The sequence below is a fragment of the Labrys sp. LIt4 genome (genome assembly GCF_017813775.1).
Taxonomy (GTDB): Bacteria; Pseudomonadota; Alphaproteobacteria; order Rhizobiales; family Labraceae; genus Labrys; species Labrys okinawensis_A.
The window spans coordinates 260,309-277,115 of the sequence record NZ_JAGIPY010000003.1 but is presented as its reverse complement, the minus strand read 5'-3'; the positions used below and the strand labels follow the sequence as shown (position 1 = coordinate 277,115).

At 62.9% G+C, this 16,807-nt stretch carries 18 protein-coding genes; 11 read left to right on the top strand and 7 right to left on the bottom strand.

All coding sequences use genetic code 11. The features are described from left to right. The first annotated feature begins 78 nt into the window (after positions 1 to 78). Genes J8I29_RS07155 through J8I29_RS07140 form a run of 4 tightly spaced genes read left to right on the top strand, consistent with a single transcriptional unit; the run spans position 79 to position 3,624 of the window. Positions 79 to 1,083 (top strand): LacI family DNA-binding transcriptional regulator, encoded by a 1,005-nt coding sequence (locus J8I29_RS07155; RefSeq protein WP_209431113.1) that lies wholly within the window; start codon positions 79 to 81, stop codon positions 1,081 to 1,083. A 29-nt stretch (positions 1,084 to 1,112) separates the two neighbouring features. Beyond that, complete coding sequence (locus tag J8I29_RS07150; RefSeq protein WP_209431112.1) at positions 1,113 to 2,378, top strand: D-tagatose-bisphosphate aldolase, class II, non-catalytic subunit; 1,266 nt, start codon at positions 1,113 to 1,115, stop codon at positions 2,376 to 2,378. A gap of 56 nt (positions 2,379 to 2,434) precedes the next feature. Further along, on the top strand, positions 2,435 to 2,992 hold the full coding sequence (locus tag J8I29_RS07145) for a sigma-70 family RNA polymerase sigma factor (RefSeq protein WP_209431111.1): 558 nt from the start codon (positions 2,435 to 2,437) through the stop codon (positions 2,990 to 2,992). Further along, positions 2,989 to 3,624 carry an NrsF family protein gene (locus J8I29_RS07140; RefSeq protein ID WP_209431110.1) on the top strand — a complete coding sequence of 212 codons (636 nt, stop codon included), beginning with the start codon at positions 2,989 to 2,991 and terminating at the stop codon, positions 3,622 to 3,624. Before J8I29_RS07145 ends, J8I29_RS07140 begins: the two co-directional genes overlap by 4 nt. A gap of 376 nt (positions 3,625 to 4,000) precedes the next feature. On the opposite strand, the gene panE is transcribed toward J8I29_RS07140, so the two are convergent. The 4 genes from panE to J8I29_RS07120 form a co-directional block, all read right to left on the bottom strand. Beyond that, positions 4,001 to 4,912 (bottom strand): 2-dehydropantoate 2-reductase, encoded by a 912-nt coding sequence (gene panE / locus J8I29_RS07135; protein WP_209431109.1) that lies wholly within the window; start codon positions 4,910 to 4,912, stop codon positions 4,001 to 4,003. A 184-nt stretch (positions 4,913 to 5,096) separates the two neighbouring features. Then, entirely contained in the window at positions 5,097 to 5,570 is a 474-nt protein-coding gene (locus tag J8I29_RS07130; protein WP_209431108.1) for a DUF2269 domain-containing protein, read from the bottom strand. Next, the gene (locus tag J8I29_RS07125; protein WP_209431296.1) at positions 5,567 to 6,859 is read right to left on the bottom strand and encodes an SDR family oxidoreductase; all 1,293 of its coding nucleotides are present in this window, start codon (positions 6,857 to 6,859) and stop codon (positions 5,567 to 5,569) included. Before J8I29_RS07125 ends, J8I29_RS07130 begins: the two co-directional genes overlap by 4 nt. A gap of 66 nt (positions 6,860 to 6,925) precedes the next feature. Further along, on the bottom strand, positions 6,926 to 7,621 hold the full coding sequence (locus tag J8I29_RS07120; protein WP_209431107.1) for a YafY family protein: 696 nt from the start codon (positions 7,619 to 7,621) through the stop codon (positions 6,926 to 6,928). A gap of 132 nt (positions 7,622 to 7,753) precedes the next feature. Here J8I29_RS07120 and J8I29_RS07115 point away from each other — a divergent pair, with 132 nt between their 5' ends. The 5 genes from J8I29_RS07115 (at position 7,754) to J8I29_RS07095 (ending at position 12,154) form a co-directional block, all read left to right on the top strand. Next, positions 7,754 to 8,209: a MarR family transcriptional regulator gene (locus J8I29_RS07115; RefSeq protein ID WP_105865104.1), complete on the top strand. Its 456-nt coding sequence runs from the start codon at positions 7,754 to 7,756 to the stop codon at positions 8,207 to 8,209. Beyond that, positions 8,206 to 10,299, top strand: coding sequence for an FUSC family protein (locus J8I29_RS07110; protein ID WP_209431106.1), 2,094 nt, complete (start codon positions 8,206 to 8,208; stop codon positions 10,297 to 10,299). The genes J8I29_RS07115 and J8I29_RS07110 overlap by 4 nt, the downstream gene beginning before the upstream one ends. After that, the gene (locus tag J8I29_RS07105) at positions 10,296 to 10,505 is read left to right on the top strand and encodes a DUF1656 domain-containing protein (RefSeq protein WP_209431105.1); all 210 of its coding nucleotides are present in this window, start codon (positions 10,296 to 10,298) and stop codon (positions 10,503 to 10,505) included. Before J8I29_RS07110 ends, J8I29_RS07105 begins: the two co-directional genes overlap by 4 nt. Next, a complete protein-coding gene (locus tag J8I29_RS07100) occupies positions 10,502 to 11,416 on the top strand; it encodes an HlyD family secretion protein (RefSeq protein ID WP_209431104.1) in 915 nt (304 codons plus the stop codon). Before J8I29_RS07105 ends, J8I29_RS07100 begins: the two co-directional genes overlap by 4 nt. Before the next feature lie 144 nt (positions 11,417 to 11,560). Next, a complete protein-coding gene (locus J8I29_RS07095) occupies positions 11,561 to 12,154 on the top strand; it encodes a hypothetical protein (protein WP_209431103.1) in 594 nt (197 codons plus the stop codon). Between the two features lie 64 nt (positions 12,155 to 12,218). Here the strand turns inward: J8I29_RS07095 and J8I29_RS07090 are convergent, their stop codons facing one another. The 3 genes from J8I29_RS07090 to J8I29_RS07080 all read right to left on the bottom strand — a co-directional run bounded on the left by J8I29_RS07090 (position 12,219) and on the right by J8I29_RS07080 (position 14,939). Beyond that, positions 12,219 to 13,127, bottom strand: coding sequence for a homocysteine S-methyltransferase family protein (locus J8I29_RS07090; RefSeq protein ID WP_209431102.1), 909 nt, complete (start codon positions 13,125 to 13,127; stop codon positions 12,219 to 12,221). 153 nt (positions 13,128 to 13,280) lie between these two features. Continuing rightward, positions 13,281 to 13,955, bottom strand: a complete 675-nt coding sequence (locus J8I29_RS07085) for a response regulator transcription factor (RefSeq protein ID WP_209431101.1) — start codon at positions 13,953 to 13,955, stop codon at positions 13,281 to 13,283. Positions 13,956 to 14,771: 816 nt separating this feature from the next. Then, on the bottom strand, positions 14,772 to 14,939 hold the full coding sequence (locus J8I29_RS07080; protein ID WP_156771738.1) for a hypothetical protein: 168 nt from the start codon (positions 14,937 to 14,939) through the stop codon (positions 14,772 to 14,774). A gap of 346 nt (positions 14,940 to 15,285) precedes the next feature. Here J8I29_RS07080 and J8I29_RS07075 point away from each other — a divergent pair, with 346 nt between their 5' ends. Next, positions 15,286 to 16,020, top strand: coding sequence for a LuxR family transcriptional regulator (locus tag J8I29_RS07075; protein WP_082980089.1), 735 nt, complete (start codon positions 15,286 to 15,288; stop codon positions 16,018 to 16,020). Between the two features lie 76 nt (positions 16,021 to 16,096). Then, the gene (locus J8I29_RS07070; RefSeq protein ID WP_105865096.1) at positions 16,097 to 16,735 is read left to right on the top strand and encodes an acyl-homoserine-lactone synthase; all 639 of its coding nucleotides are present in this window, start codon (positions 16,097 to 16,099) and stop codon (positions 16,733 to 16,735) included. The last annotated feature ends 72 nt before the right edge of the window (positions 16,736 to 16,807 follow it).

Here is a 16,807-nt window from a genome sequence, read left to right as displayed (position 1 = left end):
AATATTGTTTACTCGTGTAAAAATTAAGAGCGGATTGAGCGGAGGGGGAGCAGCAGGGCGGTGCGAAAGATCAGGAACATGGCCGAGTTCGCTGAACTCAGCGGGATCTCGCGGCCGACGGTCTCGAAATATTTCAACGATCCCGGCAGCGTACGCAAATCGATCCGAATCCGTATCGAACGGGCGCTGGCCAAATATGACTACCGGCCGAACCTGTTTGCGGTGAACCTCAACCGAAAACGTCCCAAGATCATCGGCGTGATCGTGCCCGACACCTCGGACATGTTCTATTCCGAGATGGTGCGCCATATCGAGCGGCGCTGTGCGCAGGACGGTTATTTCGTGCTGGTGCTGTCGTCGCGCGGGGATGCCCTGCATGAGGCGCGCTCGGTGGAGACGCTGCTGTCGCTCAAGATCGCCGGAGCGATCATCGCTCCCCTCGGCGCCTATACCGATGCGACGCGGATGGAGACCCTGCGCGCCCATATTCCTGTCGTCTATCTCGATTCCTCGCTGCAGGACGGCTCCCCCTTCGTCGGCACCGACAACGAGCAGAGCATCGGCCTGATCACCGATTATCTCTGCCGCACGGGGACGCCGCCCAGCTTCTTCGAAATGCCGGCGGTCAATCACAATGCCGCCGAACGCCGTAACGCCTATGTCCAGGCCATGGAGCGGCTCGGCTTCCAGCCCGAGATCATCACCGTGGCTGGCAAGCCGGACTGGCGTTTCGAGGAAATCGCCTATGCAGAGGCGCTGCAGGTGATCGACGGGGCCGGGTTTCCGACCTCGACGGTGCTGTGCGCCAATGACCGCATCGCCGTAGGGGTGATGGCCGCCGCCTTCCAGCGCGGCCTGAAAGTCGGGCGTGAGGCCGATTGCCGCCTGCGCGTCGCCGGTCATGACGACCAGCCCTATAGCCGCTTCGGCTGCCCGCCCTTGACCACGGTGGCGCAGGATTTCTTTCGCCTCGGCAATCTCGGCGTCGAGCTGCTGCTCGCCCAGGTCGAGGGCGGGGAATCTCTGCAGGGGCAGCAGCAATTGCGGCTCGAAGCCCAACTGATGATGCGGGCCTCGGCCTGATCGCGATCCATCGTTCACGGAGACTCGACATGACCACGCTTCTCGACCTCGCCCCCGCGCGGCGCTCTGGACAATCACGGGGTATCGCGTCCATCTGCTCTGCCCATCCGGACGTGATCGGGACGACGCTGGCGCATGGCCGCAAACGCGGGCGGGAGGTCCTGATCGAAGCGACCTGCAATCAGGTGAACCAGGAGGGCGGCTATACCGGCATGACCCCGGCCGATTTCAGGCGTTTCGTATTCGAGAAGGCTGAAGTGGCCGGTTACGAAACCGCCGGATTGATCCTTGGCGGTGACCATCTCGGCCCCAATCCCTGGCGCCATCTCGAGGCGGAGGAGGCGATGGCCAAGGCCGAGGCCATGATGGCGGCCTATGTCGCGGCAGGGTTCGGCAAGATCCATCTCGATGCCAGCATGGGCTGCAAGGGCGAGCCCGAGGCGCTCGACGACGAGACCACGGCAAGGCGTGCTGCCCGCCTGACCAAGGTCGCGGAGCAGACCGCCCGCGACAATGGCCTGCCCCTGCCGGTCTATATCATCGGCACCGAGGTGCCTGTGCCGGGGGGCGCCTGGCACGCGCTCGACGGCCTGCAGCCGACGGCCGCGTCCGCGGCGCGCCAGACCATCGAAACCCACCGGACCGTGTTTCGCCAGCAGGGCGTCGAGGCGGCGCTGGAACGTGTGATCGGCCTGGTTGTGCAACCCGGTGTCGAGTTCGGGCATGAAGACGTGGTGGTCTACCAGCCCGAAAAGGCCCGCGATCTCGTCGGCGTGCTGGGCGACGAACCCTCCCTGGTGTTCGAGGCCCATTCCACCGACTATCAGCCGCGGGAGAAGCTGGCGAGGCTGGTAGCCGACGGCTTTGCCATCCTCAAGGTCGGGCCTGGTCTGACCTTTGCTTGGCGCGAGGCGCTCTACGGCCTCGATCTCATCGCCGGGGAACTCGATGCCTCCTATGGCGAGCGCCCGCTGGCCAAGGCGATGGAGGCCCTGATGCTGGCCGAACCCGGCTACTGGCAGCGCTATTATCAGGGCGATGCCGCCAGCCAGCATGTGCTGCGCCACTACAGCTATAGCGACCGCATCCGCTACTACTGGCCGCATCCGGCCGCGGTCGGCGCCGTCGCGCGCCTGGCGCAGGCGCTCTCTGGACGCACCTTGCCACCCACATTGGTACACCAGTTCCTGCCGGCCGCGGCGGAGCATGCGGGCCGGCTCGACATGGCGGCCTGCCTGTCTCTGGCCATACGCGCGGTGCTGGACGATTATGCCGAGGCGACAGCGGCTCAGTGAGTCGGTGCCGTCATTCGGTAACAAAGCCGTGAGAGCGGCCGTAGAGAGGGTGGCTCGTGCATAATTCCATGCGCGAAGAGGAGTGGGCGGCATGGTTGCGGCAGTCGATCGCCGGAGATGCACCGGCCTATCGGCGGTTCCTGCAGGCGGTGACCCCTTATCTGCGCGGCACGGCGCGCCGCTATTGCGAGCGCTTCGGCGCGCCGCCGGCGGAAATCGAGGATGTCGTTCAGGAAGTGCTGCTCGCCATTCACCTCAAGCGCGGAACCTGGGATTCCTCGCGCCCGCTCGGTCCCTGGCTGTCGGCGATCGTGCGCAACAAGATGATCGATACCATGCGCCGCCGGGGGCGGCAGGTGATGGTGCCGATCGAGGACGTGATCGAGGTTCTCGAAGCGGAGGAGCCGGCATCCGGACTGTCGCAGCATGAGGCGGAGAAAATGTTGGCGCATCTGAAACCGCCGCAACGGGACATCGTGGAGGCTATCTCCCTCGGTGGCGTCAGCATCCGGGAGATGGCCGGCCGGCTGTCCATGACCGAGGTGGCCGTTCGAGTCGCCCTGCATCGGGGCCTCAAGAAGCTCGCAGCGCTCTATCGGAGTGAGAAGCCGTGAAGACCGACGATCTCATCAATGCCATTTCCGAGGACGCGCCGGTCGGATGGTCCCTCGGCAGGGCTTTCGGACTGGCGGTGATCGTCGGCACGGCCTTGTCGGCCGTAATTTTCACCGTGGGATTCCGGCCCCGTCCCGATATCGCGGCGGCGGCCGAGACCTGGCGCTTCCTGTTCAAATTCGTTGTGACGGCGTCCCTGGCTGTTTCAGCCTGCGGCCTGATTCTGCGCCTGGTCAGGCCGGGTGCACGATCCGGCGGATGGCGCCTTGCCCTGGTGATTGCTCCCTTGCTCCTGATCGGCGCGGTCGTGGTGGAATTGGCGGTCATGCCGTCCGCGACCTGGGGAACGCGCTGGGTGGGCGTGAACGCCCGCTATTGCCTGATGCTGATACCTTTGCTGGCGCTGGGGCCGCTGGCCTGCATGCTCTATGCCCTGCGCCAAGGCGCTCCCGAGAATCCCGGCAGGGCGGGGGCGGTGGCCGGTCTGGCCGCCAGCGGCATTGCCGCGACGCTCTATGCCAGCCATTGCGTGGACGACAGCCCGCTCTTCGTAGCCACCTGGTACAGCCTGGCGGCAGGTCTCGTCACTGTCGCGGGATATGTCGCCGGCCGTCGCCTGTTGCGCTGGTGAGTGCGGCCTGACCCACGGACATTAGCCTGCGCCTCAATGAGGTCGCTTGTTTGAAATAATGCCTTAACGTATCGATATTTATTATATTTTTGATTTATGGGTCTGCTGCTTAAGGTGGTGGGTTTTCTCGGGCAGCCGCTGTGAAGCTGCTTCGCTTTCCGCGCAGAAACGAATGATTTTGTTAGCTTTTTGTCAGCGTGAGTGTTCACATGGCCATCCTCAGCCGCGATTTTGCAGGACAACTCGCTGTGGGGCGCGGCTGCACGGAGCACTGCGGCGGCAGATCCGGCATCGCGGGCGTAATCGAAACTCATGCTCACTCAGCGCGGGCCATCGAGCCGGTCGTTCACGCGCGGACAGCTTTCCGGGTTTCACTTCATCTTGCCTGGTAGATTGCCAGATTTGTATAGGCGGCTGACAACAAAGGCGTTTCTATTCCTGCTCCCTGTGCCCGCGCCAGCAGGTCGCCGATGATCTGATCCGCTTCGATCGGCGCGCCTTTCTGCAGGTCCCGATACATGGAGGAGGCCATGGCCGAGCCTTTCTGGGTGAGCATGGAGCGGGCCATGTCGAGGATGGGCGCGCCCGGCAGTTTCCCCACGGCTTTCACCACGCTCACCACCTCGTCGAAGAAGCGCAACACGAAGGCAAGGCCGCCCGGAGCGGCTTCGATCTCGCCGACCGAGCCGCGCATCAGGCAGCAGATGCCGCCGAGGCTGGCGAGCGTGATCCATTTGCCCCACATGTCGCGCTCGATGTCGTCGGAGAGCTTGGCGTTGAAGCCGGCGCCCTGCATGGTCGCATCAAGGGCCTTGATACGCTCGGACCGCTCGCCGCTCATCTCGCCATAGATGAGGTTGTGCATGGGCGTGAGCTGCACGATGCGCTCTTCGCCGTCGATGGTGGCGGCGATCAGGCAGACGCCGCCGAGGAGGGCTTTCTCGCCGAAGCGGGCCTTGATGACATCGACATGCCGCATGCCGTTGAGCACCGGCAGGATCATCGTCTCGGAAGCGATGGCGGGCGCGATGTCATCAAGCGCGGCCTTGAGGCCATAGGCCTTCACGGTGAGCAGCACGAGGTCGTAGGTCTCGGCAATGCCGCCGGTGGTGACCAGCTTCGGTGCCAGTTCGGCATTGCCGAACGGGCTGACGATCCGGAGGCCTTCCGTCCGCAGCTTTTCCGCCCGTGCGGGGCGAACCAGGAAGGTCACGTCACGGCCCGCCTGCATCAGCCGGCCGCCAAAATAGCCACCCGTCGCTCCAGCGCCGACAACAAGGATACGCATGGTCCCTCCACACTTGGATGGCTGCATTCGAAGTTGAGGGTATAGGTCGGCGCTGGATTGCGAACAAGCAAGCTGCGCTTGCTCCAGAGCAAAGTGTGTTCAAGCGTGAACGCTCATTTTCTCGAGCTCCTTGTTCCGGCGCGTCTTTGCGATTCTTGGTGGTTCCACCAAATCGCAAAACGCTTTATCCGAATTGCGGCTTGGTCAGCATCAGCCAGAAAATGGCGAGCACGGCGACGAAGGCCGGAAAACCGCAGGCAAACCAGATGCGGAAAAGCCGGTAATAGTTTGGTGGAAGGGCGGAATTCTCCTGCACGGCCTTCCTGGCGAGATCGCGCATCTTCACCTGGATGACGACGACGGGCAGCCAGAACAGGCCGGTGAAGACATACAGGCCCAGCGACAGCAGGATCCATGGCGAGCTTAGCGGCCAGCCGATCTCCCGCGCCAGCAGGGCACCGGTGAGGGGCTGCAGCATGACAGCGGTGGCGGTGAACAGGAGGTCCGCCGTGACGACGGTGCCGGCGACGTGGGCGATCAGCCGGGCGTCATCGGTGCGATGGGCGACGAGCATGAAAAAGGCGATGCCCGCCCCGGTGCCCAGCAGCACGGCGGCGCCGATCACATGGAGCCAGAGGAGCAGGTCGGCATAGGTCATCGGGCGTCCTTGATGGCGAGTGCGACCAGAGCGAGCACTGCCGCCGGCAGCGTTTTGAGGAAGGGGCCGAGCGGGTCGAGCCAGAGGTCGGGCGTGAACAGGCTTCCGGCGAGGAGATAGGCAAGGGTGACGCCGATCATGCCGGTCGCGGCGGCCGGCATGGTTCGTCGCCAGAGCATGGCCGCGCCGAGCAGGAGATCGATGAGGGCGCCGCCATGGACGAAGAGGGCCGCGGTCGTCGGCGCAAAACCCCGCAGCGTCAGCACGGTTTTCGCCTTGTCCGCCTCGATGAGACCGATCAGGCCCGAGAGCAGCCAGAACAGGCCCAGCGTCGCAACGATTACCGGCTTGAGCAGGAAGAGGCGTGCGAACCAGCGTTCGCGCACAGTGCCGCCGACGGCTTCCAGAATCTCGGGCAGGGCCTTGAGCGACCGGCCATTGGCGGCGCCGAGCGGCGTCGGATCGCCATCGATGCCGGCCAGGATCTGGTCGAGCGAGGTGGTGCGCATCGGCGGGCGCCAGCCGAGCAGACCCGCCAGGTCGCCAAGCCGAAAGGCGAGGCGAAAGATCCAGAGCGGCCAGCGGGCAAAACGGGCGGGCGGCAGCCCAAGCCTTGCCCGCAGCGTTGCGACGATTTCCTGGAGGCTATGCGCCCTGTCTTCGACGAGATCATAGATGCGCCGATGAGGGAGGCGTCCTTCCACGACGGCCAGCGCCGTTGCGGCGACGTCATCGAGCGCTACGCTGCGGATCGTCGGCGCGGGCGGCAGCGGAATGAAGCCGGGCAGGCTGGCGAGCGCATGCAGCAGAGCGCTGCCGCCATAGGCCGAGGAGCCCAGAACCAGCCCGGGCCGCAGGATGGTCCAGTCGAGCGAGGAGCCTTGCAAGGCTTCGTCGGCGAGGCCCTTGCTGCGCATGAACACGGTGGTGGCATCGGGCGAGGCGCCGACGGCGGAGATCTGGACGAGGCGCTTCACCCCGACCTGTTCGCAAGCCTCGAAGAGGGCGACCATGGCGAGCGATTGGGTCACCATGACATCGTCGCCGGGCCCGTCCTGCAGCACGCCGGCAGCGTTGATCACGGCGTCGACGTCTGCCAGGAGCGGACGCCAGGCCTCGGCGCTGACGAGATCCTTGAGGTCATGCTGCAGCCAGCGCACGCGCGGTTCGCGCAGGCGCGCCTGGCCCACGGAACGGCCGAGACCCGTGACCTCGTGGCCAGCCGCGAGCAGGGCCGAGACGATGGCCGAACCGATCAGACCGTAACCGCCGGGAACCAGGATGCGCATCACGGCCCTTTGCCCGGTTTGTGGTGGTGAGGCAAGACGGAAGAATAGCCGGTACGGAGGAAGGCTCTAGCGCTTGGCGATTTCGTCCATCACGGCGCGCCAGGATTTCACCAATTGGCTGCGTCGTCCGGGATAGCGCTCGCCGATCTCGCTGGCTGCCGCGATGCGATCGGTGCGGAAATGGCGGAAGTCCTGGCGCAATTCGCACCAGGCCGCCAGCATGCGTGCTTCATTCATGAAGCCGATGGCAATGGGCCAGATCACGCGCGTGGTCGCCTGGCCGTTGAGGTCGCCATAATCGATGCGAAGCTTGGCCTGCGCGCGGATGGCGCTGCGAAACACCTCGATCGCGACCCTGTTGTCGGGAAAGCTCCTGTGGCTCGGCCCGGGCAGGGCCACCGGATTGCGGGCGATTTCCTGCGCAGCCGGCGGCAGGACCGCCTCGATCTTGGCGAGTGCATCGCGGGCTGCGCGGCCGAGCGTGTCGTCGCCGCGCTGCTCGACATAGCGCAGGCCGAGCACGATGGCTTCGGTTTCATCTTCCGAAAGCATCAGCGGGGGCAGGAACAGACCAGGGCGCAGGATATAGCCGATGCCGGCTTCGCCCTGGATGGGCGCGCCCTGGGCGACCAGCTCGGCGATGTCGCGATAGAGCGTGCGCTCGGAGACGGCGAGTTCCGCGGCGAGCGCGGCCGCCGTCACCGGGCGGCGCTTGCCGCGCAAAATCTGCAGGAGCGAGAGGAGGCGGCTCGTTCGGGCCATGGCGTCTCATTGGTCTTGGTATCGCCATTCTATATGCCTGAGTGACAGATCCTGTCAGGAGGTTTTTTGGCGGGTGATGAGAGCGGGTGTAAATAGTTTGCATCCATTTAATTAGGATGCTAACTATTAGCTATGGAAAAGATTGACGCCCTGCGCTTCGCATTGACCGGTAAAACCCAGCAGATCGGCCGCCATTGGCGTCGCCTGGTGCATGACATCGTTGCTACCCATGGCGTCTCTGACGCTGCGGCGGTGCCACTCATCCAGATCGAGCGCATGGGCGGCGGTGTGAATCAGACCGAGGTCGCCGATGCGATCGGCATCGAAGGACCCTCCCTGGTGCGCCTTCTCGATCAGCTTTGCGCCAGTGGCCTGATCGAAAAACGGGAGGGGGCTGATCGCAGGGCCAAGACATTGTGGCTCACTCCTGAGGGCGAGAGAGTGACAAGCGTGATCGAGCAGGAACTCGTCGCCCTGCGCAGCCGCATTCTCGGCCATCTGCCGCAGGACGACATCGAGGCAACGCTGCGCGTTTTCCGGGCCATCGAGGAGGCATCAGCCCGCCAGCAGGCGGAGGCGGCGACATGACCGCCGGCTTCCCCCTACCAACGGTCCGGGACTGGGTCTTTTCGCTCAAGGCGTTCTCGGCCTCGATGCTGGCGCTCTATTTCGCCCTGGCCGCCGGGCTGGAGCGCCCTTATTGGGCGATGGCGGCGGTTTATGTCGTCGCCAATCCGCTGGCGGGGGCCACCACGTCGAAAGCGCTCTATCGGGCCCTCGGCACCTTCATAGGCACGTCCGGATCGATTCTGCTGCTGCCCATTTTCGCGCCGGCGCCTGAATTGTTCATCATCGTCGTCGGCCTATGGACCGGTGTCTTCCTGTTCGTCTCCCTGCTGGATCGCACGCCGCGCAGCTATGTCTTCATGCTCGCCGGCTACACGCTCCCCCTGATCGCATTGCCGACGGTCAGCGCGCCCGAAACGATCTTCGACGTCGCCGTTTCGCGCGCCGAAGAGATCACGCTCGGCATCGTCTGTGCCGCCGTGGTGAGTTCCCTGTTCTTTCCGACCCGGATCGGGCCTGTGCTCGGACAGCAGATCAAGCGCTGGCTGCGCGACGCGGGAGCCTGGGCGAGCGCCGTGCTGACCGATGGCGCCGGGAACGGGGCCACGCCGGAACGCCAGCGCCTCGCCGCCGACATTCGGGCGATGGACATGCTGATCAGCCAGCTCAGTTATGATACCGCGAACCAGGCGACGGTGCGCATCGCCCGTGAATTGCGGGGACGCATGGCGTTGCTGCTGCCGCTGCTGTCCTCTCTGGAAGACCGTCTGGCTGCCTTGCGCGAAGCAGGCGGCGAGATCGCCGGCATCGATGCCTTGCGCATGCGCCTCCTCGATTGGATGCGTTCGGGCGAGGGTAATGAACGCGGTGAAGCCGATCAATTGCTCGCCGACATCGCCGCGCTGGAGCCGAAGACTGACCTGGAAAGCGCTGAGGAGGCGCAATGGCCGGCCTTGGTGCTGTCGAGCACGCTGGAGCGCATGAAGGAACTGGTCGATCTGTGGGAGGACTGCCGCGAGCTGCAGCGGCAGATCGAGCTCGGCGACCGCATCAGCCGTTGGCGCCCGACCTTCCGCATGCGCCGGACCGTCGGCAAGGTCAGCCACTACGACTATGCGCTGCTAACCTTCCAGGCCGGCTCGGTCGTGCTTGCCACCGTCCTGTCCGGCCTGATGTGGATATGGACCGGCTGGAGCGAGGGGTCGGGCTGCGTGATCATGACGGCGGTCGGCTGCTCCTTCTTTGCCGCCATCGACAACCCGGTCAGCCAGATCCGCAGCTTCACGGTGTGGACGGCTGTCAGCGTCGGCCTGTCGGCGGTGTATCTCTTCGCCCTTTTGCCGCTCGCCCATGACTATGTCGGGCTGGTGGTGATGTTCGCCGTGCCCTTCATCCTGGTCGGGACGCTGGTTTCGCGCCCGCAATTCAACATGATCGCCATGCTTCTGTCGGTGAACACGGCATCCTTCGTCGGGCTGCAGGCCAATTACAGTGCCGAGTTCGCGGCGTTCATGAACTCGTCCGTCGCCTCGATCCTCGGCGGTGCTTTCGCCTTGGTCTGGACCCTGGCCACCAGGCCCTTCGGGGCGGCGATGGTCGCCAGGCGCCTGGTCAGGGCCGGCTGGGCGGATATTGCCGCGACCTCGCGCGGCGGGCGCAACGCCCATGCCGAGGCCTTTGCCGGACGTGTGTTCGATCGCCTCGGCCAGTTGGTGCCCCGGCTGGCCCAGGGCGTCAGCGAGGACGTGGCGGCGGCCGACCTTCTGGTGGAACTGCGTGTCGGCATCAATGTGCTCGACCTGCAGAGGCTGCGCGGCAAGCTGTCATCCGCGCAGCGGCGGCGCCTGCAGCAAGTGCTGGACGCCATCGCCCGCTTCTACGCTGAGCGCGCGGCGACGGGCAGGGCGGTCGATCCGCCAGCGTCGTTGCTCGGCATCATCGACGAGACCCTGTCGGAGTTCACGCAGGGCGTGGAGCCGAGCCTGCGCCGGAATGCCGTGCAGGCGCTCGTAGGCTTGCGGCGAGCTCTGTTTCCCGCTTCGCCAGCACCCGTGAACCTGGCCGCACCCGCAGCCATGCCCTTCCTTCCCAAATTGGAGCTCGCATCGTGAACGCCGACATCGATATCTTTGGCGTCTATGTGCCGAGCCTGATGATCCTCGCACTCCTCGCCGTCATCGCCAATCTTCTGCTTCGTTCCGTACTGGCCAGGGTCGGCGTCTACCGCCTGGTCTGGCATCGCTCGCTGTTCGATCTCGCGCTGTTCGTCATCGTCCTGAGCGGGCTATTTTCAATCTTTCAACGGTTTGCATCGTGAAACGCTTTTTTGCCTCGCTGGGGCGAGTTCTCATTACCCTTATCGTCGTCGCCCTTGCCGCCGGTTTCGGCTGGCGGTTGTGGGATTATTATATGAACGACCCGTGGACACGGGATGGCCATGTGCGCGCCGATATCGTCGGCGTCACACCGGACGTGTCCGGGCTGGTCAGCGAAGTGCTGGTCCGCGACAACCAGCAGGTCCATCGCGGCGACATCCTCGTCCGTATCGATCCCAAGCGCTTCGAGCTTGCCTTGCAGCAGGCCGATGCGGCCGTTTCCGGCACCAGGGCGACGCTGGAGCAGGCGAAGCGGGACTATGCGCGCTATAGCGAACTCGGCAAGGACGTGGCGTCTGCCCAGAAGATCGAGCAGGCCCTGGCAAGCCAGGACGTGGCGAGCGCCAACTACCAGCAGGCCCTCGCCAACCAGGCGGTGGCCAAGCTCAATCTCGATCGCTCGGAGATCAAGGCACCCGTCAATGGGGTGATCACCAACTTCAGTCTCAATCCCGGGGACTATGTCACGGCCGGGAAGGCCGTGACCGCTCTTCTCGACACCGACTCGCTGCGTGTCGAGGGCTATTTCGAAGAAACCAAGCTGCCCCGCATCGCGATAGGGGATCCGGTCGACATCCACCTGATGGGCCAGCCGACCGTCATCACCGGCCATGTCGAGAGTATCGCCGGCGGCATCGAGGATCGCGAGCGCAGCGACGGCTCGAACTTGCTGGCCAATATCAACCCGACCTTCTCCTGGGTGCGCCTTGCCCAGCGCGTGCCGATCCGCGTGGCGCTCGACAAGCTGCCCGAGGGGTTTCGCCTGGTGGCGGGCCAGACGGCGACGGTCACCGTCAAGTCGAAGCCTTCTCAGGCCAGCGCCGGTGGACCGGCTGGAACGAGCGGATCCTGAGGAGACACGAGGACGCGGCATCGACTGCAGAGGTGCCGTCCAGATCTTTCGAGTTCCCCATTTCAGAGCAAACAAGCATACGGTCGTGAACGCGCTTTGCTCCCGGTCTATAGAGTGGCGCCCCTTTCCCGCCGAGGACTCTTCATGACCGCTTTGATGACCGCCGAACTCGCCTGGTACGCTACCGGCCGTTTCTACCGCGCCAATGATGGATCGCTGGCCGATTACGGCTACTTCCTGCATTTGCCGTTTGCGGATGCGCCGCTGTTCGACGGCAAGCCGGCGGAGACAAGTGCGCATTTCACCTTCGCCGCCACGCCGTTCAAGGCGGATGGGATCGACAATGGCGCGCTCTCGCTCGAACTCGACCCGGTCGGCCAATTCTCGCTGTATCTGCAGCGCCGGCCGGGGGCCACCTTTGCCGATCCGGCCTCCTTCGCACAGGGCGAATGCATCGCCACCTTCCGCCGCACCAGCCTCGTGGTCGGCACCACAGTCGCCGCTTCCCTCACATCAGCAAGCGGAGCCATCTTTGGCACCAATGTGTTTTCGGCGCGTCTGATCGCGAGCAATCCGTTCGAATTTGCCGGCAAGCTCTACGATCTTGCCCAGACTGTCGGCATGGGCATCACCCAGTTCGGAACGGCGGCGACCACGCCGGTCGCGCCGCCTCCTCCAGGTTATGATCTCGTCTTGCCTTTCACGGGATCGGCCATCGCCTTGGGGCGAGCCGGCTAGGCCGCCGATGATGACGCGGCGCTTCTGCGCGGGCAGGCGCGGGTGGTCGCTCCGCGCGATGCGTTCAGCGTCTCAGGGCAGTGGCAAGATCATGAATGTGCCGGGCGCCGATGCCGCAGCATCCCCCGATCAGGGTGGCGCCCGCATCGGCCCATTCGCAGGCAAAGCGGGAATAGGCGGTCGCCGTCAGGTCCTCGCGCGTCCCGTGCAGGGTCTCGTTGGCGGCGCCATCTCCCTCCTGTTCTTCGAAGGCATTGGCATAGACACCGATTTCGATATCGGCTTGCCGCTCGCGGAGGGCACGATTAGCCACGCGCACGGCCTTCCCCATCACCTCGGGCCTGCTGCAATTGAAGAGCAGGGCGCTTGCGCCCGATCCGGCCGCCCAGGCGGCGGCGTCGGCCACGCTTTCGCCGGAGCGCAGACGCGGTTCTGAGCTCTCCTCACCCATCGCGTCGGCCAGTGTGAAGGAGACCCAGAACGGCTTGCCCGTGGCTGCAACGGCCTGGCGCACGGCTTCGCCTTCGGCGATCAGGCTGAGGGTTTCGCCGAGCCAGACATCGACATGGGGTGCGAGGCCGGCAACCAGCACTTCCAGATAGTCCTGGACGCGGGAAGGATCGAAGCGTTCGGGCTCATAGGAACCGAAGATCGGCGGCAGTGAACCCGCTACCAGCACCTTGCGGCCGGCCCTGCTGTCGGCGGCCTGCCGTGCAAGCTGGCCGGCGAGGTTGGTCAGGGCAGGCGCCTGCTCACGAAAGCGCTGCTCGCCGATGTGAAAGGGAACCAGGGCGTAGCTGTTGGTGGTGATCACCTCCGCACCGGCCTCGATGAATTCGGCGTGAACCTGTCGGACGATGTCGGGCGCTTCCATCAAAGCGAGGGCGGACCATTCGGGCTGGCGCAATTCGGCGCCGAGGCGAAGCAGTTCCCGGCTCATACCGCCGTCGAGAATCCGGATCGTTCCGGGCATGGGGCGCACTCCAACGATGACGGACAAGCCAGTAGCCGTCATCGCGCCGGAGAACAAGGGTTGCTGAGGGAGCCGGGGAGGGCAGTCGCAAGTCTTGGCAGCGGCATGGCCGAGAAGCGATGCGCATTATGCTCCGCTGCAGCGGCGCGAGCCTCAATCGTTCGAGGCTTCGTTGGGAAGCAGCAACTCGTTGGTAAGAAATGCAACTTCAGTGCGGTTCTTGGCCTTGATCTTGCGCATGATATTGCGGATGTGAACCTTGACCGTGCTTTCGGTCATGTTGAGCTTGTGGGCGATGATCTTGTTCGGTTCGCCCTTGCGCACGCAGGCGATGATCGCCAATTGGCGTTCGGTGAAGTGCGGCCGCCCCTCGGCAGCCGGAGATTGGCCCTCGGTCGGGGCAGTAAGGCCCTGGCGCGCCGACAGCAGGCCGCTGGCGGGAACGAAGGTGCCGCCAACATTCACGATGCGAATTGCTTCAATGGCCACTTCCAGGCTGAGGCTCATGGTTACAAAGCCGCGCGCGCCCCGTTCCAAGGCGGAGACCATGGTGGCCGGATTGTCGATGTCGGACAGGATGACCACGCGCGCACCCGGCACGCTGGACAGGATGCGATCGAGCCCGGACTGGATGGCCCGGGCCGTGCCCTCTTCATTGGTAGCGCATAGCAGGATGATCGTCGAAGGGGCATGCGTGGAGGACGTCAGCCAATCGTCGATGGTGTCGTAGCCGACGGCTGCAAGATTTGCAGAGGAGGTCGTCAAGCACATCGTCAGACAATCGCGCCAGAAGGCACGCTTGTCGATTACACTAACGGGGATCTTCAAGTAACGCTCTCCCTCGTGTGCCAGACCGCTTTCACCGATCGATCTCACCTGCTTCCCCTCCTCCAATTGCGAAATAGGCAAGGACTTTCAGCAAAATGTCAAACTTCCAAATTCTCGCGACCGAAGACGAAGATAGTTTTCTTTTTGGAGAAATATTAGACCTGCCGCCATCCTGAGCCAAGAAAGCAGGCTTGAAATGACTTGGATTCGACGCCGTTTCTTGACACCAGGGCAACCACCCACCGCCCGAGTGAGAAACACCATGGCGCCGGACTGCGATGTGCGATTTCGCACATTGCCTTCAGATCATGGCACGAGCGAGAACGGGCAGGATGGTACCAGCCATGCCCGGGGGGCGGCGGCTTCCCCGCATGGGGGGCCACCTCTCGGGCGGCGTATGTTGGGCGGTGCGGTATCCCCCATACCTAATGCAACGAATCTGATCGCCTGTTGATAGCGCTACGTCACTACCGGTGACGGACGGGGGCAGAGCAACATCGATGGGCGCGCCGGATCGGTGCTAGAATCCGGATAAGGAACGTGCACCACCGAGAAGATATACAGTATCGACGGGATTGGATGCTTGCGGAAATACGATCAAACCTGTGGCGCCGCGCCCGGGCAAATCGCAAGGAGGGGGTAAGCTGCAGGCGCGAAGGCCAGGTCTTGCCGATACTGCTGAGGAGATACCATGAATAATACCAGTTCCGGCAAGGCCGGGACGGCACGAGCGAAACCCGTGGCGACATGGCCGCCCCGGGTTTCCATCATCGGCAGAATATATTCGATCTCAAACCAGGCCCGCGACGGCGACTGTCAGGCTCGCTTGGGAAGCTCGTTACCAAAACTCGTCCAATGAGCCGTGTTCAGGATGCTACGTCCCTCGACTTCAATGTCACCATCGGCCGTCATCACGATTCGCACCGGTCCATAAGCCACCAGATCGATGGTGATCGTGCCGGTGTCGTCATCAATGGTGACCATCGATTGACTCTGTTGAACTTTAGGCATTACGTCGTGACCCTTGTTTATCATCGGTTCGACCCCACCGTTCGCGGGAATGGCGAAACATCGTCGTATCGAAGATTGAAACGGCTGCCGTTTCTTGACAGATACTCAACCGATCAACCTTTGTTGATTAGCGACTAACTAACACCAGACTGAAATGAACTCAGAGTGCTGCCGCTCTACTTTCGAGATTTAAAGAGACATTGAAGTATATAATCTAAGTCTTCAACCTATCGCGCCAGGCGCTCGCGAAGTAATCTAGGAACTAGCATCCCGCTACGTTTTGCACTATCATACCGCCCCGAGGTTTAGGGGGCGGCATATGAGAGCGCTCGACAAGATATATTATGATATTGTCGATGAGATTGGCAGTGTACCGACGTCTCGCGACGTAAAAGGGATGTTGAATCGCGTTGTTCAGAGTTATGGATTGCGCACAGCGGCTTATTTTGCTGTAAATATTCCTAGCTCTAATGGCGACGATCCCTATTTGGCTGTTACTTACTCCGATGATTGGGTTGAGCACTATAAGAGTGAAAATTACGTTAGAATAGATCCTGTTCTAAGGGAGGGATTTTCGGCTGTCCTGCCCATTGACTGGCGCAAATTCGACCTGAAAGGATCGAAGCTCCGTGCCTTTTTCGGCGAGGCTGCCGAATTTGGGCTCGGGCGCCAGGGCCTGACCTTCCCTATCCGCGGCCGCCACGGCGAGCGCGCACTCTTCACCATCACCAGCGACGTCTCCGATCAGGAATGGGATCAGACGTTGGGAGCGTTCCAGCGCGACTTCCAGGTCTTGGCCTACCACATCCACAATGCCATCCTGCGGACGGAGGCCGTTGAAGAAGAGGAAGTCCATCTTTCTCCGCGTGAGATCGAATGCCTGAAATGGGTTGCCCGCGGCAAAACAGTCTCGGAAACTGCGACGATACTCTCCCTTTCGGATCGGACGGTGCGTTTTTACCTCGATCTGGCTCGAGCAAAACTGAATGCAACCAATGTTACTCATGCCGTCGCCAAGGCAATGAATATGAGCATTTTTTTCGGATCGAGGTAACCCGTCAAATACGCCGTATTTCTAAGGGAATAAGTGGCCAATAAATTCGAGCAGATTCCGACGGAGGGTCTGTTCGATGATTGAAGTCATTCAAAGTTACGAACGTCATTTACATACCGAAACCCTGGATGCACTTTACCAGATGCGTGCAAGGGTCTTTAAAGACAGGCTTGATTGGGACGTCAACGTTTCGAATGGTCGCGAAATCGATTATTTCGATGATTGCGACCCTGTTTACTTGATATCGCGAAATCAATACACGGGCCGTGTTGAAGGTGGTCTGCGCCTGTTGCCGACGACTGGTCCCAATATGCTGCGCGACGTCTTCTCAGTACTGCTGCCGGATGGCGAAATTGTGGAGAGCCCGCTGATTTGGGAAAGCTCTCGCTTTGCGATCGATCCGGATCTGGCAAGTGACGGCAGTCGCCGCCTGCATTCGGTCACGACCGAGCTGCTGTGCGGCATCGTCGAGGTCGGCATGCTTGCCGGCATCGATTTCGTGGTGTCCGTCTACGATGCGCGTATGGCCCGCATCTTCAAGCTCGCCAATTGTCCGGCGGATATCATTGGTGTACCCACCAGAATCGGCCGCGTGATGACCTATGCCGGTCTTTTCGAGATCAGCGAGGAGATGCGCGCCGGGATCGCTGCAGCCGGCCAGATCACGGGTTCGGTTCTGCGCTCCGAGACGCAGGTCCACGCGGTTGCGGCTTAAGCCGCAGTTACGGGTGGGTAGACGCGTTCATTGAGCTGCGGCGCCTGGCTGCAGCTCCTTGCGATTGCCTCG